The organism is Actinophytocola algeriensis, assembly GCF_014203735.1.
Lineage (GTDB): Bacteria > Actinomycetota > Actinomycetes > Mycobacteriales > Pseudonocardiaceae > Actinophytocola > Actinophytocola algeriensis.
Window position 1 is genome coordinate 313,822 of sequence record NZ_JACHJQ010000005.1, and the last position, 24,516, is coordinate 338,337.

Here is a 24,516-nt window from a genome sequence, read left to right on the forward strand (position 1 = left end):
CTCGGGTGGTGGGCAAAGCGGCTGGTGTGGTGCTTGCGGGTGGTCGGTCCACCCGTATGGGGACGGCGAAGTCCGAGCTCGAGTGGCACGGTTCGACGTTGCTCTACCGGGCGGCCGCGGTGATGGCGCGGTCGGTCGACGGGCCGGTGGTCGTGGTCGCCGCGCCAGGGCAGGAGTTGCCCGAGCTGCCTGCCGGGGTCGAGGTGGTCGAGGATCCGGTCGATGGTCTGGGGCCCATGCAGGGCCTCGCCGCCGGGTTGGCCGCTGTGGCGGACCGCGCTGACGTGGCGTTCGTCTGTTCCACCGACCTGCCGTTCCTGCACCCCGCGTACGTGCGGCGGGTGCTGCGGGCACTCACCGACGACATCGACGTCGTGCTGCCCGTTGCGCGGGGGTTCCGGCAGCCGCTGGCGGCCGCCTACCAGACCAGGATCGCCGGGTTGGTCGCGAAGCTCCTCGCGGAGGGGAACCAGCGGCCGGGGATGATCTTCAAGCACTGCGACGTGACGCAGTTGGACGACGCGGCCCTGTTGGCCGACGCGGCGGTCGCGAAGTACGACCCGGAGCTGGACTCGGTGCTCAACGTCAACACGCCGGAGGACTACCGGGCCGCACGGGACCGGGAGCCACCCGAGGTCGTGGTCGAGCGGTTCGGGGCGCTGGCCAAGGGCGGCGGGCACCGGCCCAAGGTCGTCCGGGCCGCGACGATCGGGCAGGCCGCCGAGGTGGTCGGGTTGACGTTGGACCGGCATGTCGTCGCCGCCCTGAACGGGGACCAGGTGACCAAGGACGGGCGGTTGCCCCTGGTCGCGGGGGACGCCGTCGCGTTCCTGTCGGCGGACGCAGGGGGATAGGGCTCACGGGTAGCGCACACGGAAAGGGCATACAGTCGACACATGGCGCCAGGTGGTTTCTTCGGACAGGCGCTCGTCGTGGACGTGCACGCCGGGCACGCGACCGGCAGCCGGCTCACGCTGGACGACCAGGTCCTGCGCGCGTACCTCGGCGGCGTCGGGCTCGGTACGTGGCTCATGCACCGGCTCGCTCCGCCCGGCGTGGATCCGCTCGCGCCGCAGGCGCCGCTCGCGTTCGTGTACTCGTCGCTCGTCGGGACTCCGCTGACCACGAGCGCCAAGTTCGCCGTGGTCGCCAAGTCGCCGTTGACCGGCCTGCTCACCGACGCGCTCGCGTCCAGCCAGTTCGCCATCTCGGGCAAGCTGACCGGCCACGACGCCATCGTGATCCGGGGCCGCGCGGACGAGCTGTCCGTGCTGCTCATCGACGGCGACGGGCCCCGGCTCGAACCGGCGCCCGACTTCGCGGGCCTGTCCGCGGCGGACGCGGAGACCAAGGCCAAGGAGCGGTTCGGCCGCGGCTGGCGCACCGCGGCGATCGGGCCCGCGGGGGAGCGGGGTGTGCGCTACGCGACCATCAGCCACGACGGCAGGCACGCCGGCCGAGGTGGTCTCGGTGCGGTGCTCGGCGCCAAGAACATCAAGGCCGTGCTGGTCAAGGCGGCCACGAAGGTGGGCGTCGCCGACCAGGCCGGTGTCCTCGCCGCCGCCAAGGACCTGCGCGGCAGGAGCTTCGGGCCCGCCACCGCCAAGTACCGGGAGCTGGGCACACTCGCGAACCTGCTGGCGTTCAACGCGGTCAGCACGCTCCCGACCCGCAACTTCACCGCGGCCACCTTCGCCGAGGCGCCCCGGCTCGCCGCGGAGGAACTGCACGAGCTGCGCGGCGTGGCGCGCAACAGCTGCGCGTCCTGCTCCATCGGCTGCGAGCACATCTACGCCCGCAAGGGCGGCGGCAGCCAGCGGATGGAGTACGAGAACGTGTTCGCGCTCGGCCCGCTGTGCGGGGTGTCCGATCCGGACGACGTGTTCGCCGCCAGCGCCCGCTGCGACGAGCTCGGCATCGACACCATCTCCGCCGGTGGCACCATCGCCTGGGCCATGGAGTGCGTCGAGCGCGGCCTGATCGAGGAGCCGTGGCTCCGCTTCGGCGACGGCGCGGCCCTGCTCAGGGCCCTGGACGCGATCGGGAGCCGCGCGGCGGGGCTCGGCGAGCTGCTCGCCGAGGGCTCCCGGCGTGCCGCCGAGCGGGTCGGGCACGGTTCGCTCGACTTCGCCGCGCAGGTCAAAGGCCTGGAGATGCCCGGCTACGAACCACGCAGCCTCCAGTCGATGGCACTCGGCCTCGCCGTCAACGCGCGAGGCGCCGACCACAACCGCTCCGGCGCGTACGAGGCCGACCTGTCGGGTGACGTCGACCGCTTCCACGGCGGTGCCGCACACGTGGCCGCCGCGGTCCAGACCGAGGACAAGGCCGCGGTCATGGACTCGATGATCTTGTGCAAGTTCCTGCGCGGGGTGTTCGACGACCCGTTCACCGAGTGGGCCCGGCTCCTGGCCCTGGTCACCGGCTGGGACCTGGACGCGGACGAGCTGCGTACCGCCGCCAGGCGGATCGTGCGGGCGAAACGTGCGTTCAACCTGCGCGAAGGCGCCACGGCCGCCGACGACACGCTGCCCGTGCGCATGCTCGAGACCCCCATCGAGCTCGGGTCCGGCCGCACCGCGGCGCTCACCGCGGACCGGCTCCGTTCGATGGTCGCGAGCTACTACGAAGCACGCGGTCTTGACCAGGACGGCAGGGTGTCCGCCACCGATCTGGCGGATCTTTTCCTCTAGGCCCGGCGTCGGCCACACAAGCGGGGAGCCGTAACGGTATGCTGTATGCAATGCCAGGAGAGACGGAGCGACGATGACGACTCTCGAGGAGCCGCACACGTCCACCAGGACGGTGACGGCCGAGATCGACGGCCGGTCGGTGACCGTGCCCGAGGGCACGACGATCTACGACGCGGCCAAACGGGCCGGTGTGGACATCCCCGTGCTGTGCCACGACGAGCGCTACGACCCGGTGGGCGTGTGCCGCATGTGCGTGGTCGACACCGGGGGCCGGGTGCTCGCCGCGGCGTGTGTGCGCCCGTGCGAGGACGGCATGACCGTCAAGACGGACACGGAGGAGATCCAGCAGAACCGGGCCACGCTGACCGAGCTGCTGATCTCCGACCAGCCGCCGCGCGCGGAGGACCCCAAGCAGACCAAGACCGGTGACAACCTGCTGCTGGAGCTGGCCGACCGGTTCGACGTGGCCAAGGAGACCACCGAGCTGCCGTGCGGCTCCGGGCGCGGTGTCGACCTGTCGAACCCGGTCATCGAGGTCAACCACGACGCCTGCATCCTGTGCGACCGCTGCGTCCGCGCGTGCGACGACGTGCAGGGCAACGACGTCATCGGGCGGTCCGGCAAGGGCTACGAGACCCTCATCGCGTTCGACTTCAACGACCCGATGGGCCAGAGCTCGTGCGTGACCTGCGGTGAGTGCGTGCAGGCCTGCCCGACCGGCGCGCTGACCAACAAGGCCATCAACAACATCCCGATCCAGCCGCGCGAGCAGCTCGACGCGGTCGACAGCGTCTGCCCGTACTGCGGTGTCGGCTGCGCGCTCACCTACTACGTGGACCGCGAACGCGGCGCGATCTCCTTCGCCGAGGGCCGTGACCAGCCGGGCTCGAAGAGCCGCCTGTGCGTCAAGGGCCGGTACGGCTGGGACTACGCCGCCTCCCCGCAGCGCCTGACCAAGCCGTTGATCCGCATCGACTCCGCCTACCCGAAGGGCCCGCTGTCGGCGGACGTCCGCGGCGACGGCGGCAAGGGCAACGGCAACGACCGCGGCCGCGTCGAGGGCGGCAACCGCAGTGGCGGTGGTCGCGGCGACAAGAAGCTGGGCCGCGACGGCCGTCGCAAGCCCGGCGGGCTCGTCGACTACGACGAGGTCATGCCCTACTTCCGCGAGGCGACCTGGGAAGAGGCGCTGGACCTGGTGGCCAGCCGTCTCAAGGAGATCCACGCGACGCAGGGTCCCGGCGCGATCGCCGGGTTCGGCTCGGCGAAGTGCTCCAACGAGGAGGCCTACCTCTTCCAGAAGCTGATCCGCGTGGGCTTCGGCACCAACAACGTGGACCACTGCACGCGCCTGTGCCACGCGTCGTCGGTCGCCGCGCTGTTCGAGGGCGTCGGCTCCGGCGCGGTGTCCACCACCTACGGCGACGTCGTCAACGCCGAGGTCGTGATCATCACCGGCTCGAACCCGACCGCGAACCACCCGGTCGCCAGCTCGTTCTTCAAGCAGGCCCGCCGCAACGGCACGAAGATCGTGTACGTCGACCCGCGCGCCAGCACGGTCGCGGAGCACGCCGACTACCACTGCCAGGTCAAGCCGGGCACGGACGTGGCGTTCTACAACGGGATCATGCACGAGGTGATCCGCCTCGGCCTGATCGACCGCGACTTCATCCGCGAGCGCGTGTCCAACTACGACGAGCTGGCCCGCACGGTCGCGGACTACCCGCCGGAGCGGGCCGCGCAGATCACCGGCGTGGACGCCGACCTGATCCGCGAGGTCGCCCGCGTGTGGGGCGAGGCGAAGGCAGGCGTCATCTACTGGGGCATGGGCATCTCCCAGCACACCACCGGCACCGACAACGCCCGCTGCCTGATCGCGCTGTGCTCGATCACCGGCAACGTCGGCAAGCCCGGGGCCGGCCTGCACCCCCTGCGGGGCCAGAACAACGTGCAGGGCGCGTCCGACGCGGGCCTGATCCCGATGTTCTACCCGGACTACCAGGGGGTGGACGCCGGGGAGACGCGCGAGCGGTTCGAACAGGCGTGGGGCGCCAAGCTCGACCCCAACCGCGGGCTGACCGTCACCGAGATCATCGGGTCGGTGCTCAAGCCGGGTGGCGTGCGCGGCATGTACATGCTCGGCGAGAACCCGTTCCTGTCCGACCCGAACATCAACAAGGTCCGCAAGGCCCTCTCCACGCTGGACTTCCTGGTGGTGCAGGACATCTTCCTCACCGAGACGGCGGAGTTCGCGGACGTCATCCTGCCCGCGTCCTCGTACCTGGAGAAGGACGGCAGCTACACCAACACCGACCGGCGCGTGCAGCTCGGCCGCAAGGTGATGGACCCGCCCGGCGAGGCGCGGGTGGACTGGGAGATCGTGCAGGACATCGCGCAGCGCGTCGGGCTGGACTGGCGGTACACGTCACCGAGCGAGATCTTCGACGAGATGGTCGCGCTCATGCCGTCCTACGCGAACCTGAAGCACGAGAACCTGGGCCTGTCCGGGAAGCTGTACCCCAACGACGACCCGGAGCACTCCGACGGCACGGTCGTGCTGTTCGACGAGCGGTTCAACACCGACGACGGGCTCGCGCACCTCGTGCCAGCGCAGTGGTTGCCCGCCAGGGAGCTGCCGGACGCGGAGTACCCGCTGGTGCTCAACACCGGGCGGCTCCTCGAACACTGGCACACCGGGTCGATGACCCGCCGCTCCTTCGCGCTGGACACGATCTCACCGATCGCCGAGGTGTACATGCACCCGAAGGACGCGGCCGACCGCGGTCTCGCACACGGTGAGCTGGTGCGGGTGCGGTCGCGCCGAGGGGTGATCGAGCTGCAGGTGCGGATCTCGCACCGCGAACAGCTGGGCAACTGCTTCATCCCGTTCCACTTCCGGGAGGCGGCGGCGAACCTGCTGACCATCGACGAGATCGACCCGGTCGGCAAGATCCCCGAGTACAAGTTCTGCGCGATCCAGGTGGAGGCACTGGGCGCGGAACACACGACCGACGTGGCCACGCTGGGAGCTGCGGAATGACACCGAGTCCCAGGAGCAGAGCGAAGGAGCGGGCCTCGTCTGGACCGAGGAGCGCGCGCGGGCGCGCCGGCGCCGAGCACGCGACGAGGGAAGACGAGGTCTGAGCGGATGAGCGAAGCGACAAGCGTCACAGCGAGGGCGGCGGCGACCAGGGCCCACTGGGTCCCCGGAGTCGAGGGGCGGGCGGGGAAGTTCCCCGGCCCGTCGCTGATCCCCGCGCTCAACGCGATCCAGGCGCGGCTCGGCTGGCTGCCCCGCGAGGAGCTGGAGGAGCTGGCCCGCGAGGTCAAGCGGCCGAGGTACGAGATCGAGGGCATCGTCTCGTTCTACCCGCACTTCCGCACCACCCCGCCGCCGAAGGTCGCGCTGCACGTCTGTCACGACCTGTCGTGCTGGCTGCGTGGCGGCGAGGACCGGATCGCCGCGGTGAAGGCGCGCTACGGCGCGGACACCGACGTCGAGCTGGTCGAGGTCTCCTGCCTCGGCCGCTGCGACGTGGCACCCGCCGCCGACGTGAACGAGCACCCGACGCCGGTGTCCGAGATGGCCGCCGTGGACGCCCTGGTCGACGCCGCGCGCGGGGACGGCGTGTCGGAGGCGGTGGCGTCGTCGCGGACGGAGCCGTGGCCCAACGACCCGTACGCCGCCGGTTCGGGTGTTGGGGAGCGGTACGCGTCGCTGCGGGCGTTGCTCACCGGTGAGCTGAACACCGACGAGGTCGTCGCCACGTTGTCGGCGTCCGGGCTGCGTGGCATGGGCGGCGCCGGGTTCCCCACCGGCAAGAAGTGGGAGCTGGTCGCGGGCACCGACGACCCGGTGAAGTACGCGATCTGCAACGCGGACGAGTCCGAGCCCGGCACGTTCAAGGACCGCCAGATCCTCGCCGACCAGCCGCACCTGGTGCTCGAAGGGCTGCTGCTGGGCATGGCCGTGGTCGGCGCGGAGCAGGGCTACGTGTTCATCCGGCACGAGTACGGGCCAGAGGAACGTGTGCTGCGTGCGGAGATCGACGCGCTGCGCGCCGCCGGGGTCGTCGGGCCGGACGCGTGCGGCAGCGGGCGGCGCCTGGACCTGGAGATCTTCGTCTCGCCCGGCGGGTACATCCTCGGCGAGGAGACCGCGCTGCTCGAGTGCATGGAGGGCCACCGGGGCGAGCCCCGCAACAAGCCGCCGTTCCCGGGCAACTACGGCCTGCACGGCCGCCCGACGTTGATCAACTCGGTGGAGACGTTCGCGGACGTGCCGGTGATCCTGCAGCGCGGCGCGCAGTGGTGGGGCGAGCAGGGGCTCGGCGACTCGGTCGGCTGGAAGTTCTTCGCCGTGTCCGGGCACGTCGAGAACCCGGGCGTGTACTGCGTGCCGATGGGCACCACCGTCCGGGCGCTCATCGACCTGGCGGGCGGTGTGCAGGACGGCAAGGCGGTCGGCGCGGTGCAGCCGGGTGGTGCGTCGTCGAACTTCATCGGCCCGGACCAGCTCGACCTCGCGCTCGACTTCGGCACGCTCGCCGAGGCGGGCACCATGCTCGGCTCCGGCGCCCTCGTCGTGCTGGCGGAGGGCACCGACCTGCTGGCGGCCGCGACGAACGTGCTCCGGTTCTTCCGCAACGAGTCCTGCGGCAAGTGCGTGCCCTGCCGGGCGGGGTCCACGAAGGCGCACACACTGCTGGCCGGCAAGTCCACATTGGACGACGAGCAGCGGTCGCACGTCCTGCGGCTGGAGGAAGCGATGCGCAAGACGTCGATCTGCGGGCTCGGGCAGGTCGCGCTCGGCCCCGTGGTGTCGGTGCTGGGACTGGACAAGGGTGGGGCGGCGGCCCGGCCGCAACCCCGTCCGAACGGTGCGAAGGAGCAACCAGATCGTTGACCGCGGGAGCGAGCCAGAAGGCGCCGGGCGGATGAGCGAAGCGACCAAGAAGACACAGCGGGAGTTCTTCACCACCCGCACCGTTGCCGAGGCACTGGCAGGCTTTCGTCCGGACCACCGGGCGCCGGTCGAGACCGTGCCGCTCGCCGAGGCGCTCCACCGGGTGCCCGCCGCCGACATCCCGTCGCCCCACGCCTTGCCGGGCTTCGTGAAGTCCACTGTGGATGGCTACGCGGTGCGGGCGGCGGACACCTACGGCTCCTCGGACGGCCTGCCGTCGTACCTGGACCTGCTGGGCGCGGTGCGGATGGGCGCGGCACCCGAGGTCACGGTGCGCCCCGGCGGGTGTGCCGCGATGCCGACCGGGGGAGTGCTGCCCGACGGTGCGGACGCCGTGGTGATGGTCGAGTACACGGCCGAGACCATGCCCGGCACCATCGAAGTCACCCGTCCTGTGGCACCCGGTGGTGGGCTGGTGCGCGCCGACGAGGACGTTGCGGCCGGCGCGCCGCTCGTGCCAGCCGGTCGTCCGCTGCGCGCGCCGGATCTCGGGTTGCTCGCCGCGGCCGGGGTCACGTCGGTCGCGGTGCACGCCCGGCCCCGGGTCGCGATCATCTCCACCGGTGACGAGGTCGTGCCACCAGCCACAGTGGAGCTGTCGGCCGGGCAGGTGCGGGACGCGACCGCCTCCGCGCTGGCCGGGCTGGTCGCCGACGCGGGCGGCGAGCCGGTGATCGCGGGGATCGTCGGCGACGAGCCGGGTGCGTTGAAGGACAGGCTGACCGAGGTACTCGCTGATGCCGACCTGGTGGTCGTCTCGGCTGGCTCTTCGGTCGGAGCACGGGACGAGACCGCGGGCGCGGTCGCCGCGGTGGGTGCGGTCTGGTGCCACGGGCTCGCGATCAAGCCGGGCAAGCCGACGCTGCTCGCGGACTGCGGTGGCATCCCGTTGATCGGGCTGCCCGGCAACCCGCTGTCCGCGCTGGTCGTGTTCGGCCAGGTCGGGGTTCCACTGCTGTGGCGGCTGTCCGGGTGCGAGACCCCGCCACCGGTACCGAGCACCCGGGCACAGCTGTCCCGGGACCTGGCGTCGGCGGCGGGCCGGCTCGACGTGGTTCAGGTCCGGCTGTGGGACGGGGTCGCCGAGCCGGTGTTCGGTCCGTCCGCGCTGCTGTCCGTGCTCACCCGCGCCGACGGCTACCTGGTCGTGCCGGAACCGGCCACCGGGCTCGACGCGGGCACCGAGGTAGAGGTCATGCTGTACCGATGAACAGTCCGTTCGTGTCCGACGTCCCCGCCGCGGCGGCCCACACCGCCTGGCGGGAGGCGCGCGCCGCGGCTGGTTGCCCCGCCAGGGTCGCGACCGTGCGGGTGCCGGTCGGCGAGGCCGTCGGCAGGGTGACCGCCGAACCCGTGTGGGCGAAGCGTTCCGCACCCGCGTTCGACTCGTCCGGCATGGACGGGATCGCGGTCCGCGCGCAGGACACGGTCGGCGCGGCGGAGACCACTCCGGTGCTGCTCACCGACTTCGAGGTCGTCGACACCGGCGACCCGCTGCCCGCGGGCTACGACGCCGTGATCATGCGCGAACACGTGCACCGGACCGGCGAGCAGGCCGAGATCCGGGCCGCCGTCCCGCCCTACCAGCACGTCCGCTCGATCGGTGAGGACATCAGCGCGGCCGAACTGCTGCTGCCGGAAGGACACCGCCTGCGCCCGGTCGACGTGGCGGCCTGCGCGGCCGCGGGGGTGGTCGAACTGGCCGTGCGCCGAGCGCCGGTCGTGGCGATCATCCCGACCGGTGACGAGATTCGCCCGTTGGGTGCCACTCTCGAACCGGGCGACATCCTGGACACCAACTCGCTGATGCTCGCCGCCCAGGCCCGCGAGGCAGGCTGCGCGGCCGACGTCACCGAGATCGTGCGGGACGACCCGGACGCCATCACCGCGGCCCTCCGCGCCGCCGCGGCCGGTGCCGACCTGGTCCTGCTGATCGCCGGTTCCAGCGCGGGCCGTGACGACTACACCGCCCGCGTGGTCGCGGGCGCGGGCACGCTGGCGGTCCACGGCGTGGCCGTCCGCCCAGGACACCCCGTCGTGCTCGGCACCGTCGACCGGACGCCGGTGGTCGGTGTCCCCGGCTACCCGGTGTCCGCCGCTCTCACGTTCGACATCTTCGCGGCCCCGGTGCTCGCGGAGCTGGAAGGCGCCGCCCCGCGCGAACGGCCGTCCACCACGGCACACCTCGCGCGGAAGCTCCCGTCGGCGATCGGCATGGACGACTGGGTCCGCGTCCGCCTCGGCCGGGTGGGGGACCGCGTCGTCGCGACACCACTGCCCCGTGGTGCGGGCGTGCTGACCTCGCTGGTGCGTGCGGACGGGCTGCTGGTCGTGCCGTCCGGAGTGGAGGGTCACCACGCCGGAGCGGAGGTCCGGGTGGAGCTGCTGCGCGGACTGGCGGAGATCGACCGCACCGTCGTCGCGATCGGTTCGCACGACCTGGTGCTCGACCTCGCCGCCTCGGCACTGCGGGCCGACAACCCGCTCATCACCCTCGCGTCGTCGAACGTCGGCTCGCTCGGCGGCCTGGTCGCACTACGGGACGGCCTGTGCCACCTCGCGGGCTCACACCTGCTCGACCCGGCGACCGGCGAGTACACGCTGCCCTATGTGGACAAGCTGCTCGGCGATGGCTTCGCGGTGATCCGCCTGGTCCACCGCGACCAGGGCCTGATCGTCGCGCCAGGCAACCCGCTGGAGCTGGCCAAGATCGACGACCTCACCCGGCAGGGCCTCCGGTACGTCAACCGCCAGCGCGGCGCGGGCACCCGTGCGCTCCTCGACCACGAGCTGGCGCGGCGGGGCATGGATCCCGCCGACATCCCCGGCTACGCCCGCGAGGAGCACACGCACCTGGCCGTGGCCGCCGCGGTGTCCTCGGGCCGGGCCGACGCCGGACTCGGGATCCTGGCCGCCGCCCGTGCGTTCGGTCTCGACTTCGTCCCCGTCGCGCAGGAGCCGTACGACCTCGTCCTGCGCACCGACAGCCTCGCCGACGACCGGCTCGCCCCGCTGTGGGACCTGCTCGGCCGCACCGGCTTCCACGACGAGGTCGAGGCGCTCGGTGGCTACTCGTGCGCGGAGACCGGCAGGCGGATCCGCTGACGGTCCTACCCGTCCAGTCTTTCCAGCGTGCCGACCTCGGTGAGGTCGTAGCCGTCCATGTCCGCCACGGCGGCACGGGTCGCCGGGTCGCGCATGGCGGTCATGAGCGACCGCACCGCTCCCAACGCCGTTCCGGCGAGCACGATGTCGTAGGACTCCCAGGTCAGCGGCACGAAGTCGAGACCGAGGTCGGTCGCGGTCGCGCGCAGACCCAGCGCGGCGTCGGCGATCCCGGCGGCGACGGCGAGCCCGGTCTCGAGGTGGGAGTCGAGCTCGGGCCCGTGCACGGTGTGCGGGTCGATACCCGCGCCGATGAGGAGCTGTTCGAGGAGCACGCGGGTGCCCGCACCCGCCTGGCGCCGCGCGACGAGCTTGCCGGTGAGGTCGGCGACCGACCGGATGCCGCTCTGGTCGCCGTGCGGGACGAGCAGGCCTTGCTGGCGGCGCCAGAGGTGGAGCAGATGGGGGTCCTTGCCCCGCAGCAAGGCCCGGGCGAACGGGCTGTTGTAGACACCGGTGTGGTGGCGCAGGTGTATGGCCGCGCCGTCCGCGTCCCCGCGCGCGAGGGCACGCAGACCCTGGAAGCTGCCGCGGCTGCCGACCGGGACCACCGCTGGCGTGGTGCGGTCGAGCAGGATCTGCAGCGCGGGGTCGTCGCTCCCGGCGAGCCGGAACACCCGGTCGGCTTCGAGCAGCCGGGCCGCGGCGAGCACACCGTCCGTGGCGACACGGGCCCGGCGCCGGTCCGCGACGGTGATCACGTCCGCATCGGCGAGATGGCGGTACGCACGGACGACCGTCGACGAGGTCGCCCCCAGCTCGTCGGCGTACGTGCGGACGGCGGGCAGTTCTGCGCCGACGGCCAGCTCACCCGACCGGATCCGGCGGGCGAGCTCGGTGGCGACTTCCAGGTAGCGCGTCATTTTTGTTGTGCCCTGAACCTCACGTGTCACTTCGGTCAGCCGAACAGCGGTAATCTTGTGCCGATCTGTGAGCCTACAGAAGGAGTCAGCGGATGCGCCCGGTTCGTCTTGCGACTGCCTGCGTGGCCCTGCTGCTGTCGCTCGCTGCGTGCGGTGGGACCGATCAGGCGGCCGGATCCTCGGCCGAGAAGTCCTTGATCCTCGCCACCACCACGAGCACACAGGACTCGGGACTGCTCGACGAGTTGTTGCCCGCCTTCACCGCCGACACCGGCTGGCAGGTCAAACCACTGGCCGTGGGCAGCGGACAGGCCATCGAGCTCGGCCGCCGCGGCGAGGCCGACGTCCTCCTCGTGCACTCCCCGGCAGCCGAGGAGGAGTTCGTCGCCGAGGGCACCGCTGGCCCGCGGCGGCTGGTGATGCACAACGACTTCGTGCTCGTCGGGCCGTCGGCCGATCCGGCCGGGATCCGCGGTGTACCGGCGACGGAGGCCATGCGGAAGATCGCCACCACACAGGCGGGCTTCGTCTCGCGCGGCGACGAGTCCGGCACCCACGCCCGTGAGGAGCAGCTGTGGGACCAGAACCGGATCGTCCCTTCCGGACAGTGGTACCGCGCCACCGGCCAGGGCATGGGCGCCACGTTGCGGGTGGCGAGCGAGACGTCGGCCTACACGTTGACCGACCGGGCGACCTACCTGTCCCAGAAGGGAAACCTGGACCTCGAGGTGCTGAACGAGGGCGACCAGGCGCTGCTCAACATCTACCACGTCATCGAGATGACGAAGCGCGCAGGCGACGGGGTCCAGCCGGACGGTGCGAAGGCGTTCGCCGACTGGATCACCGGTCCACGCGCGCAGGACCTGATCGGCGAGTTCGGCGCGTCGGCAGGCGGTGCGCGCCTGTTCGTGCCGGATGCCGGCAAGGACGAGTCGGCGCTGGGGAACTGACGACGTGGACGTGCTCGGCGACGGTCTGCTCGAGGCGTTGCGGCTGCTGGTGACCGGGGACGAGGACACCTGGGCGATCACCGCGCTCACCCTCCAGGTCTCCCTCAGCGCCACCGTGGTCGCGTTCCTGCTCGGCGCCCCGGTGGGCACCGCGCTCGCCCTCGGCCGGTTCCGGGGGCGGCGGGTGCTGCTGGCGATCGCGAACACCGGCATGGGGCTGCCGCCCGTGGTGGTCGGGTTGTTCGTCACGGTGCTGTTGTGGCGCGCGGGCCCGCTCGGCGCGTTCGGGCTGCTCTACACCCCGACCGCGATGGTGATCGCGCAGGCGGCGATCGCCGTGCCCGTCGTGACCGCGCTGACCGCGACGGCGTTGCAGCAGGTCGACCCGGACTTCCTGCTGCAGATGCGCGGCTTGGGCGCCACGAGGCTCCGAGCCCTCGGCGCGCTGCTGGCGGAGGCCAGGCTGCCGCTGCTGGCGGCGGCCATGGCCGGGTTCGGCGCGGTGGTCAGCGAGGTCGGGGCCGCGCAGATGGTCGGCGGCAACCTGGCAGGTGAGACCCGCGTGCTCACCACCGCCGCGGTGCTCGCGACCAGTCGCGGCCAGTTCGCACTGGCCATCGCGTTCGGCCTCGTCCTGCTCGGCCTCGCGTTCGTCGTCAACCTCGCCGTCACGCTCGCACAACACCGGCGGCAGGTGGCGAGATGAGCATCGGCTGCCGTGACCTGCGGGTCACCGCGCACGGGCGGGAACTCGTGTCCGTGCGGGCGCTGGACGTGCCCGCGGGGGAGACGCTCGCGGTCCTCGGCCCCAACGGCGCCGGGAAGTCGACGCTGCTCCGTGCGCTCGCGCACCTGGGCGCCGCGGCCAGGTCCGGGTCCATCCTGCTCGACGGCCAGGACGCCACCACCGCCCAGCTCCGCCAGGCCGTCGCCGCGGTGCTGCAACGTCCCGTGCTGCAACGCAAGTCCGTGCTCGACAACGCCGCGGCAGGCCTGCGGCTGCGCGGCGTGCGACGCGGAGAAGCCCGCCGTCGAGCCGAGCCGTGGCTCGACGCGCTCGGCGTCGCACACCTCGCCGACCGCCAGGCCCACACGCTCTCCGGGGGTGAGTCGCAGCGCGTCGCCATCGCGCGGGCCCTCGCCGTCGCGCCACGCGTGTTGCTGCTCGACGAGCCGTTCACCGGCCTCGACGCCACCACCCGCACGGACCTGCTCGCCGACCTCCGCGCCGCACTGAACGAACAGGACGCCGCGGTTCTGCTCGTCACGCACGACCGCGAGGAAGCACGCGCACTCGCACAACGCACGGCCTTGCTGGTGGGTGGGGAGATCAGGCAGATCGGCGCCACCGCCGACGTCCTCGACGCACCGACCGACCTCGAGTGCGCGACCCTGCTGGGTTTCACCACCCACCTGCCGCCCGCGCTCACCGGTCACCAGTCGATGCTGGTCGCCCGCCCCGAACGCTGCCGTCCGCTCACCGGCTCCACCCCGCCACCGCCGGACACGGTCGTGGTCGACGGCGTCCTGCGCCGAGTGGTACCCCTCGGCGGCGCACACCGCCTCGACGTCGACACCACCTCGGGCACCGTCACCGCGGTGACCACCGCGGACGTCCCGACGTCACCGGGACACCCGATCCGCATCGCGACAGCCAGGGAACACCTTCGCGAGTGCGTGCCTCCGGTACCTGGACGGGTTGTGGTGGGTGCGGCCGGACCTGGAGCCGCGGTCAGGTGGCCGACTCGCCCGTCCTGATGTCCTCGCCACTGCGCCAGAACTGCGTGCACGCCCACAGCCCGAACACCATGGCGGGCACGCCGACCGACAGGAGTGCGATGCCGGCGGTCGTCGCTTCCCGGATGTCGTCGGCGTCGCCGAAGTCGTCGGCGGGGACGTTCGCCAGGCTCCACCAGATGGCTGCTCCGACCACGACCATGAGCATCGCGGCTCCGCAGATCCACAGGTCGAACCGCCACCGGTAGGAGAAGGCGCGCCAGAAGGGCTGTGCTTCGCGTACGACGCGCCCGTTCGGGTTCTTGGCCGCCTGCCGCCGGTACCAGTGGGCGTAGGAGGTCTTCTTGACCAGTGAACCGAGCACGGCGCCGGTCACCGGCGTGATGAGCGCGCCCCACAGGAACCAGACGAAGAAGACGTCGAAGTCCCAGTCGATGGTCCAGGGGAGGCCGAGCAGCGCGGCGGCCAGTACCGCGAGCCCGGTTAGCCACGCCAGGTGCGACGGTGTGGACAGCAGGCGGATCTCGGACTCGAAACCGCCGTGCGGTGCTTTCTTGCCCCGCTGTCGTTTCGACACCCCGATCGAGCCGCGCCGGGTGTACTCCAGGATCCACATCGCGCACATCAGCAGCATGCCGACCCAGGAGAACAGGTACGGGCTGTTGATCGCGCCGAGCACGCCGTCCGAGACGTCGATCCGCTCCTGACTGGTGTGCCAGGCCACGAGTGTGAGCGCCCCGGGGAGCAACGTGGCCAGGAAGTAGAGCACGCACAGCACCAAGACGATCCACCAGGCGACGGTGGGCCGTCCGCTGCCGCTCCCGAGCCTGCCGTCCTCGCCAAGGGCGGCGTACCCGATCATGTTGCTGGCGTTGGGCTGATCCATGGGGCCCTCTCTCAACGTGGCGGTGTCAGGCCGTTTCCGTGGCCGCGCAGGCACGTTTCCGGAAGCTGTCGAAGACGTCGACCGCGTTGTCGCCGTAGTCCTCCCACGGCCTGCCGGACGCGTCGGTGCCCAGCTGGGCGAACAGGGGCACGGCCTCGGCGCCCCGGCCCGCGCTCACCAGTCCGTACGCCGCCCAGCGCCGGTCGCTGCTCGCGTGGACGCCACCGCCGCCCTCGGGTGAGCCCAGCCATCCGAGCAGCACGTCGAGCGCACGGTGGATCCGCGCGTCCTGCCAGACCTTCTCGTTGTGGTCCTCGTAGCCGAACGCGGCCTGGATGACCAGGAAGGCGAGCGAAGGGGACGCGGCGGCGGCACGCTCCGCGAACGCGAACAGCGCGTCGTACGAGACGGGCTCGTCGTCGGCCATGTACATCAGCGCGAACTCGTGCCCCGTGCGGTGCAGCGGGTTGCGGGCCTGCAGCTCACGCCAGATCGCCGCGAACGTGTTGCCCCCGTAGCCGCGGCCACGCGCGAGTGTGATCAGCGTGCACCACGGAGTCGGGTCCTCGGGCGCCAGCTCCGTCGCCCTCCGCGCCGCGAGCTCCGACCGCGCCAGCGTCTGGTGGAACGCGTCGTGCTGCTCGGCCGAGGTCTGCTCCGGCGGCTTGTTGCCGCGCAGTTTCCAGGCCAGCCAGAGAAGTGCGTGCGCGTCGACGACCGCGATGTGCCGGTCGTCGCCGGTGCTCGCGGCCCGCCACGCCGCCAGCCAGGCACCGTTGTCCCCAGCGGCCTCGCCGAGCGCGTGCACCGCCGCCGAGCGCATCGCCCAGTCGCCGTGGCTGCGGTTGAGCAACTCGCGTGCCGGCCGCCAGTCACCTGCCCTGGCCGCGGCCACCGCCGCGGCGATCACCGGGACCGGCCTGCTCAGATCGGTGCTCAGCGCGTGCGTGGGCGGCAGTCCCCATCTGGTGACGTCAACGGCCGGCTGGTCCGGTAGGCCAGGCACGATCTCGGCCGGGTTGACGGTGGGGTCGACCTGGTGGATCAACGCGATCATGTCCTCGGGGGACGCCGTCCGCATGTAGGTGTGCACCGACTGGCCTCGGCGCTTGGCTTCCTTGCGCATGGCCATCAGGACGCGGGTCTTGGTGCCCAGTAGGAGTGCCACGATGGTGTTGCCTTCCGTGTGATTTGTCCTGCCGCGTCGAGTAGCGCGCGCAGTCCCGCCGTGTCCGGTCGTTCGGACACCGCCGCGTCGACCAGCTCCGGCAGTGCGACCCGGTACCGCTCATCCAGTCGCATCGCGCCGACCGAGGGCCACGACTCCTGCCACCGCACCGCGCCCGCCTCGGTGAGCGTCGTGACGACCGCGCCGAAGAGTCCTTTGCGGACGATCAGCTTGGCTCGTTCGTAACGGACCCTCGGGCCGTCCGCGGGCCCGCCCGGCCCGGCCGGACCGGGCGGGGTCGCGCCGAGCTCGGTCAGCAGGCCCGCGTCGAGCGCGTCGAGCAGCGTGCGCAGCGAGGGCGGCCGGGCGGTCAACCGGGCCGCGTTGGCCAGCACCGTGCCGGTGGCCTCGGTCAGTGCGGCGAGGCCGCCGATGCGGACCAGCGTCGGCCAGTCCACACGCCGTTTGGTGCGTGCTTCCGGCACCAGACCGTCGAGCAGCGCCGCGTCGAGCAGCGGCACCGGGTTGTGCAGCAGGCCGAGCGCGGGCCCGGGCGGTACGCGCACCGTGCCGACGGCGCGCAGCGCGTCGATCGCCGCGATCCGCTCGCTCATCGGCGGGTGCGTGTCGTACGGGTCCGCCTCGTCCGGTGGGTTGGCGCGCAGCTCGCCCAGCTGGTCGTGCAGCGAGGCACGGAGCCTGCGGTACCCGGCGAACGCGTCGGCGGGCAGGTAACCCGCGGTCCACCCCACGACCAGGTGGTTGTCCAGGAATGCCTGCCACGACTCGGCGATCGGTGCCAGCTCACGGAACGCGGCGACGGTGGCCGCCGAGCCGACGGCGCCCGCCGCCGCCTCGTCCGCCGCGCTTTCCTGCCGCCTGCTCAACTTCGTGGACGCGCGCAGCGTGACCGCGCCGCAGTGCCGCAGCAGGAAGTGCAGTCCCCGCTGGAGGTAGTCGTCCCTGTTCATCGTGGCCAGTGTGTGCACGTAGGCGCGTCTGCTGCGGTAGGCGATGCCCGCGAAACGGGTGTCCCGGTTGCTGTAGTGCGCGAGCTCGTGGGTGAGGACCGCGGCGAACTGCGCGGAGCTCATCTCGGCGATCAGCGGGGCGCCGATGAACAGGTGCCGCCGCGTGGAGATCAGCCCGAGCAGCCGGGTGTCCTCCATCACGGCGGCGTTCGCGTCCGCGATCAGGTGGATGTCGTCCGGTGGCGCGGTGTCCGCGACCTCCGCGAGCCTGCGGACCAGCGCCCACAGCTCCGGCTGCTCGTGCTCACGCACCGGCACGCCATGCACCGGGTTGTCGATCTTCGAGGCGAGCACCCACAGCCCGCGGCCGAGTACCAGCACGGTCGGCACGACGCCGATCGCGATCTTCACGGCGGTGACGGGGGAGACCGTGAACGCATAGATGTTGAACCAGACCAGAGCGCCCATGACGACGAGCATCGCCATCGGGACGAAGCTGGTCAGCAGCACCCATGACACGGTGCGCGACAACAGTTTCAGAGGTGGCCCCTTTCCCATCCGGCCATGGTGTGCACACTGCCCGTCCCACCGGGACCGGCCGTCCGATGTGGAGGGTCCGGGCCGGCCGGTCCGGCGATGCCGTGACCGCCGCTACTTCCAGGTGATCGGCTCGGCGGCGTAGTCGGCCTGCGCGCCGTCGGGGGCCGCGTCGTCGTAGGTGTCGACCTCGTAGGCCACCCCGGTCACCTCGGCAGGCTCCGGCGCGAGGGCGAGCGTGCAGGTCTCGTAGCTCGCGCCGGCCGCGACGAAGTCGTCGCCCGCGCTGCCCTTGGCACACGGTGCGAACGAACTGGGCACCGAGTAGACGCCGCCTGCCTCGGTGCCGTCGGCGAGCAGGCCCTGCAGCGAGACCAGCGAGGTGCCACCCCAGTCGCCGCCGGTCTCGTTGGTCACGGTGATCCGGACGTAGTACGGCACGTACCCGTCGGCCCGCGCACCCAGCTGGAGCGGGGCGAGGTCGGCCGCGGCACCCTTGTCGATCTTGGTGATCGTGACGCCGACCAGTCCTTCCTCGCCACCGGCCCGGAACGGCACGACGGCCTTGTCCCCGAGCGCCAGCTCGGTGCCCTGGGGGGTCAGTTCGGCCGAGCCGCCAGGCGGGGTGGCGTCCTCGGCGGGAGTGGTGGCCGGGGTGGGCTCCGCTTCGGACGAGGAGGAGTCCGGGACGACGGTCGCCGCGGTCGAGTCCGGCTCCTCCGCTCCGCAGGCCGACAGAACGAGCGCCCCCGCGACCGCGGCAGCGGGCAGGATCCAACGAAACATGAAGTACTCCCCTGATGAGACGTGCGAAGGCAGCTCGAACGGCCGCTCGCCTGTGGTGCGGCGATTCTGCGTGACCCCGGCTACTCGACGGCTACTCCCAGCCAACTCCTCCGGCCCCTACGCCGAACGGAGCAACGCGAACAGTTAGTCTCACCGTGATCGAGACGGAGGTGAGCCGTGGCCGTCGTGTTCCGGATCCTCGGCCGACTCGAGGTCAGCGAGGTCGGTACCGTCAGTGACGTCGAAGACGCCGGTGACCTCGGTGTGGGGACGCCGATCGCGATCGCAGGCGGCCACGCCCGCCAGCTGCTGGGCGTGCTGCTGCTGCACGAGGGGCGGCTCGTCGGCATCGACACCCTCGCCGAGGTGCTCTGGGACGACGACCCGCCGCCCTCGTGCCGCAAGCTCATCCAGGCCAGGATGTCCCAGCTGCGCAGGTCGCTCGGCGCCGTGGTCGAGCTGGACGGCTCCCGCGACGGCTACCGGCTCACGGTCCGCGCGGGCACCGTGGACCTGCGGGAGCATCGCGCGCTGGTCCGCGACGCCGCCAGCGGCACGACACCTGCCGACACCGAGGTGCTGCTCGACCGGGCGCTGTCGCTGTGGCACTGGCCCGCGCTCGCGGAACTGGCGGGCACGGCACGCGGCGCGCGGATCGTCGCCGACCTCACCGAGGAGTACCTGGCGACCGTGGAGGCGCACGCGGACGCCGCGCTCGCGTCCGGCCGCTGCCCCGCGCTCGCCGCCCGGCTCGCCCCGGTGCTCGACGAACACCCGCTCCGCGAGCGGATCCGGGCGCAGCTGATGCGCGCCCTGCACCGGGCGGGCAGGCAGGCAGACGCGCTGGCGGTGTTCGACCGGGGCCGCAGGCTGCTCGCCGACGAACTGGGCGTGGACCCGGGCCAGGAGCTGCGCGCCGCCCACGCCGAGATCCTGGCCGGGGACGACCCGGCAGGCCCGGCCGTGCGCACGGAGCCCGTCGCTCCCGTGCCCCGCCAGTTACCACCGGCGCTCGGTGACTTCACCGGGCAGTGGGCGGAGCTGGCGGAGATCGAGGCGGTGCTCCGTGCGGAGCGCGCCCACGACGAGCCCGCCGCGGTGGTGACCGTCTCGGGTCTGGGCGGGATCGGCAAGACCGCGCTGGCGGTGCAGGCCGGGCATCGCCTCAAGACCGTGTACACCGACGGGCAGTTGTTCGCGGTGCTGGGTGGCGCGCGGGCCCAGCCGGTCGATCCGGCGATCGTGCTGGGTCGTTTCCTGCGTGCGCTCGGGGTGCCCGCCACAGCGGTGCCGGACGACCCGGAGGAACGCGGCGAGCTGTACCGGAGTCTGCTCGCGGAACGCCGGGTCCTGGTGGTGCTCGACGACGTGCTCGACGAGGCGCAGCTGGCACCGCTGCTGCCGGCGAGCGGGACCTGTGGTGTGCTCGTGACCGGCCGGGTGCGGCTGGGTGCGCTCGGTGGTGCGCGGCGCGTCGTGCTGGGCGAGATGTCCGAGGCCGACAGCGTCGCGCTGCTGCGCAACAGCACGGACGGCAGGCTCGCCGCCGCGGCCGACGCGGAGCTGTCGGCTCTGGTCGGGTTGTGCGCGCGGCTGCCGCTCGCGTTGCGGATCGTCGGGTCGTTGCTGGCGTCCCGGCCGCACTGGCGGCTCGCCGATCTGGTGTCGAGGCTGGCGGACGAACAGCACCGGCTGGACGCGTTGCGCTACCGCGACCTGGAGGTGCGGGCCAGCTTCGGGTTGAGCTACGCGGGGCTGCGGCCGGCGGCGGGCAGGCTGTTCCGGCTCCTCGGGCTGCTGGAGGCACCCGACTTCCCGTTGTGGGCGGCCGCCGCCGTCGTGGACAGCGAACTGGGCGCCGCCCAGGACCTCCTCGACGAACTCGTCGACGTGCACCTGCTCGACGTCACCGGCACACCGCACGGCCAGGCCCGGTACGGCTTCCACGACCTGCTCCGCGCCTACGCCAGGGAACGCGCCGAGGCGGAGGAGCCCGCGGCGGGCCGGCACGCGGCGGTCGTCCGCGCGCTCGGCGCCCTGCTCGCCTTCACGGACATCGCCGACCGCGACCACATGGGCCAGAACATGTTCCAGCGGGACGCACCACGCTGGCGGCCGGACCTGGTGGGCGCGAGCCTGCCGCCGGACGTGCTGCCGATGACGGTGCTGGACACCGAGCGGACCGCGCTGGTGGCCGCCGTGCGGCAGGCCGCCGACCTCGGCCGGGACGAGCTGTGCTGCGAGCTCGCCGTTGGCGGGCAGGCGTTGTTCGAGACGGAGCGGTACTTCGACGACTGGCAGACCTGCTACGACACCGCGATGGATCTGGCCAGGACCGCGGGGAACCTGCGTGGTCAAGCCAGGCTGCTGATCTCGATGGCGGGACTGCGCTACCTCCGGCGCCGGTACGGGCCGGCGGAGGAGGCCAACACCGAGGCCATGCACCTGTTCGAGCGGATCGGCGACCAGCGCGGCTATCTGGAGGCCCTGAGCAACGCGCCGTTCTTCCTGGTCCCCAACGGACGGCTGACGGAGGCGATCACCGCGGGCGGCGAGGCCTTTGAGCGGCTCACCGCGAACGGGCAGGCCGCCGCGGCACTGCACGCCTACTCCCAGGTCGGCCTCGCGCACCTGCAGGCCGGCAGGCCCGGCACCGCGGTGGCGGTCCTCGCGGAGATCGTCGCCGGTGCGCGGGAACAGGGCATCCGCACGCTGGTCGCACGCGACACCTACTGGCTCGGCCAGGCCGAACTCGCACTCGGCCACCAGCCCGAGGCCGAGAAGGCCTTCACGGAACTGTCCGCACACGTCGACGACATCGGCCCATCGGGCGACTTCTACGCCGCTCACGCCTGGGGATGCCTCCACCTGGCCCGAGGCGAGTACGCCGACGCGCGCCGACGGCTCCTCGAAGGCGTTGAGATCGCGCGTGGGCTCCACGACCCCCTGTTCGAGGCCCGTGTCCTCGTCGAGCTGCTCGACCTCCACCTGCGTGACGGCGACGACCTTCCGGCCGCCATCAGCCTGGGTGAACACGCGGTCGGCGTGGCCCGCGGCATCAACTACCCGTACCTGCTGGCCGGCATTCTGGACAAGCTCGCCCGGCTGCACACCGCCACGGGCGATGACACCGCGGCCGACCGGCTGGCCGGCGAGGCGGCGACCCTGTACGCCGGGATCCGCTGATCCGCGCGGTCCGGCGCAGCGCTACGGCCGGGATCCGGCCACCGACTGTTCTCCGGCGTCCACCGTGTCGACGGGGATGCCGGCGGGCGGCGGCTCGTCGGGACGCTCATCGACGACGGCCGGGACCACGGCGAGCCGCGCACCGGTGAGCAGGGCCGCGATCCCGGCGGCATGGCCCGTGGACAGCCGCACGCTCGTCGACGGCTCCTCGGACTGCCCGTCGAACACCATGATGTGGCGCGGGCCGCGGTCTTCCGCGACGATGACCAGCAGCTGTTCGCTGTCGTCGCCGACGCGCGTGTCATAGCGCCATCCGATGCCGGGCAGTCGTCGTTCCTGAACCACGAGTTCCGACATCAGCTACCTGCTTTCACGTTCCGGCCCTGGTCCACCTGCGTCCTCGTGTGTCGACCACCACCACGTCGCCGGGAAGGTCGAAGGCGACGAGCGAACCGAGGATCATGGGTCGTACACCGGACAGCGTGATGGTCGTTCCCGTGCCGACGATCGGGCGCACCACGTTGACGAGAAGGGTCAGTTGCGCCTGCGGCAACACGGCGGCATGGGACAGGTCGATGACGAGCTCGCCCGGTTCTTCCGCGCTGCCGGTGTCGTGACGGTTGTCGTAGGCCGCCCGCACGTCGGCCGCGATGGCCGAAACGTAGCGGCCCAGCTGTCCGGCGACCTCCCGGGTTGGGTGGATCCGGACCGTGTGACGGGGTGCCGGCACCACCGGATCCTTGTGTGCTTTCACACCATCTACTGTGCCGGGACGAACGCTGTGCTGCTTGTCCGTCGCCGACAACGAAGAGGGCGTGGTTTGTCGCCGCCCTACAGGTGACCGCGCGGCCGTGGTCGCCGGACAGCACGACTCCTGCCGGCGGCCCCCAGGGGTGACGGTGCCGAACACTGCCGTAACGTGAAGGTGTAACCGGCGTGGTGCGACCTGGTGGATCCAGTGGAGGTGGGTGTTGACGGCCGCTGGACAGCAGTCTGCTGTGGACGTGGTGGGGGAGGCGGGCCGTCGGCGAACCTTCGCGGTGATCAGCCATCCGGACGCGGGCAAGTCCACCCTGACGGAGGCGCTTGCGTTGCACGCGCGGGTGATCTCGGAGGCGGGTGCGGTACACGGCAAGGCAGGCCGGCGTGGCGTGGTGTCGGACTGGCTGGCGATGGAGCAGGCGCGCGGCATCTCGATCACGTCGGCGGCGTTGCAGTTCTCCTACGGCGACACCGTGATCAACATGCTGGACACCCCTGGCCACGCCGACTTCTCCGAGGACACCTACCGGGTCCTGTCCGCTGTGGACTCCGCGGTGATGCTGCTGGACGCGGCGAAGGGGCTGGAGCCGCAGACGCTGAAGCTGTTCGACGTGTGCAGGCACCGGGGCATCCCGGTGATCACGTTCGTCAACAAGTGGGACCGCCCTGGCCGTGAGGCGCTGGAGCTGTGCGACGAGCTGGTCGAGCGGATCGGCTTGCAGCCCATGCCGTTGACCTGGCCGGTCGGGGAAGCGGGCCAGTTCCAGGGCGTGCGCGACTGTCTCGACGGGACGTTCGTCCGCTACCAGCGCACCGCGGGCGGCGCCACCGCGGCGGCAGAGGAACGCCTGACCCCGGACCAGGCGCAGGCTGAGATAGGTGCGGACTGGGCGCGAGCCGCCGAGGAGGCGGACCTGCTCGCCGCTTCGGGTGGCGAGTTCGACCCGGCCCGGTTCATCGCCGCGAACGCGTCGCCGGTCCTGTTCGGGTCGGCGGTGCTGAACTTCGGAGTGCGGCACCTGCTGGACGTGCTGGTCGAACTCGCCCCCCGTCCGGTTCCCCGGCGGGACGCCGACGGGAACTCGCGGGCGCTGGACGCGCCGTTCTCGGCGTTCGTGTTCAAGGTGCAGACCGGGATGGACCCCTCGCACCGCGACCAGGTCGCGTTCGCCCGGGTGTGCTCCGGGGTGTTCGAACGCGGCATGGTCGTCACCAACGCCACGACCGGGCGGCCGTTCGCGACCAAGTACGCCCATCAGGTGTTCGGGCAGCAGCGGTCCACACTGGACACTGCCTACCCCGGTGACGTGATCGGCCTCGTGAACGCCACCGCGCTCCGCGTCGGCGACACGCTGTACGCCGGGAAACCGACGGTCCGGTACCCGGGACTGCCCAGCTTCGCGCCCGGCTTCTTCTCGGTCGCGCGCCCCGCGGAGGTGGGGCGGGCCAAGCAGTTCCGCAAGGGCATCGAGCAGCTCGGGTCCGAAGGTGTGGTGCAGGTGCTGCGCTCGGACCGGCGGGGCGACGCGGCGCCGGTGCTCGCCGCGGTCGGTCCGATGCAGTTCGAGGTCGCCGTACACCGCCTCGACACCGAGTTCGGCGTACCGGTCAACCTGGAGTCGCTGCCGTACACGGTCGCGCGCCGGCTCGACGACCCCGTCCAGCGGTCCATTGTCGACACCGGGCGCCGCAGCGAAGTGCTCTCCCGTGCCGACGGGACCGACCTGGCGCTGTTCACCGACCAGCACGCGCTCAACGTGATGCTGCGCCTGCACCCCGACCTCGTCGTGAGCTCCCTCGTCGCGGGCACTGACTGAGCACACGGCGCGGCCAAGGGGTGCCGGTA

At 72.0% G+C, this 24,516-nt stretch carries 18 protein-coding genes; 11 read left to right on the forward strand and 7 right to left on the reverse strand.

Going from position 1 to position 24,516, the window contains the following annotated elements:
• Window positions 1-8: 8 nt before the first annotated feature.
• The 6 genes from mobA to FHR82_RS24065 all read left to right on the forward strand — a co-directional run bounded on the left by mobA (window position 9) and on the right by FHR82_RS24065 (window position 10,764).
• Complete coding sequence (gene mobA, locus FHR82_RS24040; protein ID WP_221464212.1) at window positions 9-854, forward strand: molybdenum cofactor guanylyltransferase; 846 nt, start codon at window positions 9-11, stop codon at window positions 852-854.
• A gap of 42 nt (window positions 855-896) precedes the next feature.
• Window positions 897-2,693 (forward strand): aldehyde ferredoxin oxidoreductase family protein, encoded by a 1,797-nt coding sequence (locus tag FHR82_RS24045; RefSeq protein ID WP_184812775.1) that lies wholly within the window; start codon window positions 897-899, stop codon window positions 2,691-2,693.
• A 73-nt stretch (window positions 2,694-2,766) separates the two neighbouring features.
• The gene (fdhF, locus tag FHR82_RS24050; RefSeq protein ID WP_184812776.1) at window positions 2,767-5,733 is read left to right on the forward strand and encodes a formate dehydrogenase subunit alpha; all 2,967 of its coding nucleotides are present in this window, start codon (window positions 2,767-2,769) and stop codon (window positions 5,731-5,733) included.
• A 108-nt stretch (window positions 5,734-5,841) separates the two neighbouring features.
• The gene (locus FHR82_RS24055) at window positions 5,842-7,599 is read left to right on the forward strand and encodes an NAD(P)H-dependent oxidoreductase subunit E (protein WP_184812777.1); all 1,758 of its coding nucleotides are present in this window, start codon (window positions 5,842-5,844) and stop codon (window positions 7,597-7,599) included.
• A 31-nt stretch (window positions 7,600-7,630) separates the two neighbouring features.
• Entirely contained in the window at window positions 7,631-8,869 is a 1,239-nt protein-coding gene (locus tag FHR82_RS24060; protein ID WP_184812778.1) for a molybdopterin molybdotransferase MoeA, read from the forward strand.
• The gene (locus FHR82_RS24065) at window positions 8,866-10,764 is read left to right on the forward strand and encodes a molybdopterin biosynthesis protein (RefSeq protein WP_184812779.1); all 1,899 of its coding nucleotides are present in this window, start codon (window positions 8,866-8,868) and stop codon (window positions 10,762-10,764) included. The genes FHR82_RS24060 and FHR82_RS24065 overlap by 4 nt, the downstream gene beginning before the upstream one ends.
• A 5-nt stretch (window positions 10,765-10,769) precedes the next feature.
• Here FHR82_RS24065 and FHR82_RS24070 read toward each other — a convergent pair whose 3' ends face one another.
• Window positions 10,770-11,687, reverse strand: a complete 918-nt coding sequence (locus FHR82_RS24070) for a substrate-binding domain-containing protein (RefSeq protein ID WP_184812780.1) — start codon at window positions 11,685-11,687, stop codon at window positions 10,770-10,772.
• A gap of 92 nt (window positions 11,688-11,779) precedes the next feature.
• On the opposite strand from FHR82_RS24070, the gene FHR82_RS24075 reads away from it, so the two are divergent.
• Genes FHR82_RS24075 through FHR82_RS24085 form a run of 3 tightly spaced genes read left to right on the forward strand, consistent with a single transcriptional unit; the run spans window position 11,780 to window position 14,395 of the window.
• Window positions 11,780-12,637 carry an ABC transporter substrate-binding protein gene (locus FHR82_RS24075; RefSeq protein WP_184812781.1) on the forward strand — a complete coding sequence of 286 codons (858 nt, stop codon included), beginning with the start codon at window positions 11,780-11,782 and terminating at the stop codon, window positions 12,635-12,637.
• Window positions 12,638-12,641: 4 nt separating this feature from the next.
• Window positions 12,642-13,343, forward strand: a complete 702-nt coding sequence (locus tag FHR82_RS24080) for an ABC transporter permease (protein WP_184812782.1) — start codon at window positions 12,642-12,644, stop codon at window positions 13,341-13,343.
• Complete coding sequence (locus tag FHR82_RS24085) at window positions 13,340-14,395, forward strand: ABC transporter ATP-binding protein (protein ID WP_184812783.1); 1,056 nt, start codon at window positions 13,340-13,342, stop codon at window positions 14,393-14,395. The genes FHR82_RS24080 and FHR82_RS24085 overlap by 4 nt, the downstream gene beginning before the upstream one ends.
• Here the strand turns inward: FHR82_RS24085 and FHR82_RS24090 are convergent.
• The 4 genes from FHR82_RS24090 to FHR82_RS24105 all read right to left on the reverse strand — a co-directional run bounded on the left by FHR82_RS24090 (window position 14,370) and on the right by FHR82_RS24105 (window position 18,722).
• Window positions 14,370-15,260: a hypothetical protein gene (locus FHR82_RS24090; RefSeq protein WP_184812784.1), complete on the reverse strand. Its 891-nt coding sequence runs from the start codon at window positions 15,258-15,260 to the stop codon at window positions 14,370-14,372. The genes FHR82_RS24085 and FHR82_RS24090 overlap by 26 nt on opposite strands.
• Before the next feature lie 25 nt (window positions 15,261-15,285).
• Entirely contained in the window at window positions 15,286-16,428 is a 1,143-nt protein-coding gene (locus tag FHR82_RS24095; protein WP_184812785.1) for a DUF4034 domain-containing protein, read from the reverse strand.
• Window positions 16,392-17,909 carry a M48 family metallopeptidase gene (locus FHR82_RS24100; protein WP_184812786.1) on the reverse strand — a complete coding sequence of 506 codons (1,518 nt, stop codon included), beginning with the start codon at window positions 17,907-17,909 and terminating at the stop codon, window positions 16,392-16,394. The genes FHR82_RS24095 and FHR82_RS24100 overlap by 37 nt, the downstream gene beginning before the upstream one ends.
• Before the next feature lie 141 nt (window positions 17,910-18,050).
• The gene (locus FHR82_RS24105) at window positions 18,051-18,722 is read right to left on the reverse strand and encodes a hypothetical protein (RefSeq protein ID WP_184812787.1); all 672 of its coding nucleotides are present in this window, start codon (window positions 18,720-18,722) and stop codon (window positions 18,051-18,053) included.
• Between the two features lie 177 nt (window positions 18,723-18,899).
• Here FHR82_RS24105 and FHR82_RS24110 point away from each other — a divergent pair, with 177 nt between their 5' ends.
• Window positions 18,900-21,908 carry an AfsR/SARP family transcriptional regulator gene (locus FHR82_RS24110; RefSeq protein ID WP_184812788.1) on the forward strand — a complete coding sequence of 1,003 codons (3,009 nt, stop codon included), beginning with the start codon at window positions 18,900-18,902 and terminating at the stop codon, window positions 21,906-21,908.
• A gap of 21 nt (window positions 21,909-21,929) precedes the next feature.
• Here FHR82_RS24110 and FHR82_RS24115 read toward each other — a convergent pair whose 3' ends face one another.
• Both FHR82_RS24115 and FHR82_RS24120 read right to left on the reverse strand, forming a co-directional pair.
• Complete coding sequence (locus FHR82_RS24115; protein WP_184812789.1) at window positions 21,930-22,265, reverse strand: cation:proton antiporter regulatory subunit; 336 nt, start codon at window positions 22,263-22,265, stop codon at window positions 21,930-21,932.
• A 13-nt stretch (window positions 22,266-22,278) separates the two neighbouring features.
• On the reverse strand, window positions 22,279-22,818 hold the full coding sequence (locus FHR82_RS24120; RefSeq protein ID WP_184812790.1) for a hypothetical protein: 540 nt from the start codon (window positions 22,816-22,818) through the stop codon (window positions 22,279-22,281).
• Between the two features lie 61 nt (window positions 22,819-22,879).
• On the opposite strand from FHR82_RS24120, the gene FHR82_RS24125 reads away from it, so the two are divergent.
• On the forward strand, window positions 22,880-24,487 hold the full coding sequence (locus tag FHR82_RS24125) for a peptide chain release factor 3 (protein ID WP_221464213.1): 1,608 nt from the start codon (window positions 22,880-22,882) through the stop codon (window positions 24,485-24,487).
• The last annotated feature ends 29 nt before the right edge of the window (window positions 24,488-24,516 follow it).

Coding starts and splice junctions, on each gene's coding strand:
- FHR82_RS24045 (WP_184812775.1), top strand. CDS start 897: ATGGCGCCAGGTGGTTTCTTCGGACAGGCGCTCGTCGTGGACGTGCAC.
- fdhF (WP_184812776.1), top strand. CDS start 2,767: ATGACGACTCTCGAGGAGCCGCACACGTCCACCAGGACGGTGACGGCC.
- FHR82_RS24055 (WP_184812777.1), top strand. CDS start 5,842: ATGAGCGAAGCGACAAGCGTCACAGCGAGGGCGGCGGCGACCAGGGCC.
- FHR82_RS24060 (WP_184812778.1), top strand. CDS start 7,631: ATGAGCGAAGCGACCAAGAAGACACAGCGGGAGTTCTTCACCACCCGC.
- FHR82_RS24065 (WP_184812779.1), top strand. CDS start 8,866: ATGAACAGTCCGTTCGTGTCCGACGTCCCCGCCGCGGCGGCCCACACC.
- FHR82_RS24070 (WP_184812780.1), bottom strand. CDS start 11,687: ATGACGCGCTACCTGGAAGTCGCCACCGAGCTCGCCCGCCGGATCCGG.
- FHR82_RS24075 (WP_184812781.1), top strand. CDS start 11,780: ATGCGCCCGGTTCGTCTTGCGACTGCCTGCGTGGCCCTGCTGCTGTCG.
- FHR82_RS24085 (WP_184812783.1), top strand. CDS start 13,340: ATGAGCATCGGCTGCCGTGACCTGCGGGTCACCGCGCACGGGCGGGAA.
- FHR82_RS24090 (WP_184812784.1), bottom strand. CDS start 15,260: ATGGATCAGCCCAACGCCAGCAACATGATCGGGTACGCCGCCCTTGGC.
- FHR82_RS24105 (WP_184812787.1), bottom strand. CDS start 18,722: ATGTTTCGTTGGATCCTGCCCGCTGCCGCGGTCGCGGGGGCGCTCGTT.
- FHR82_RS24115 (WP_184812789.1), bottom strand. CDS start 22,265: ATGTCGGAACTCGTGGTTCAGGAACGACGACTGCCCGGCATCGGATGG.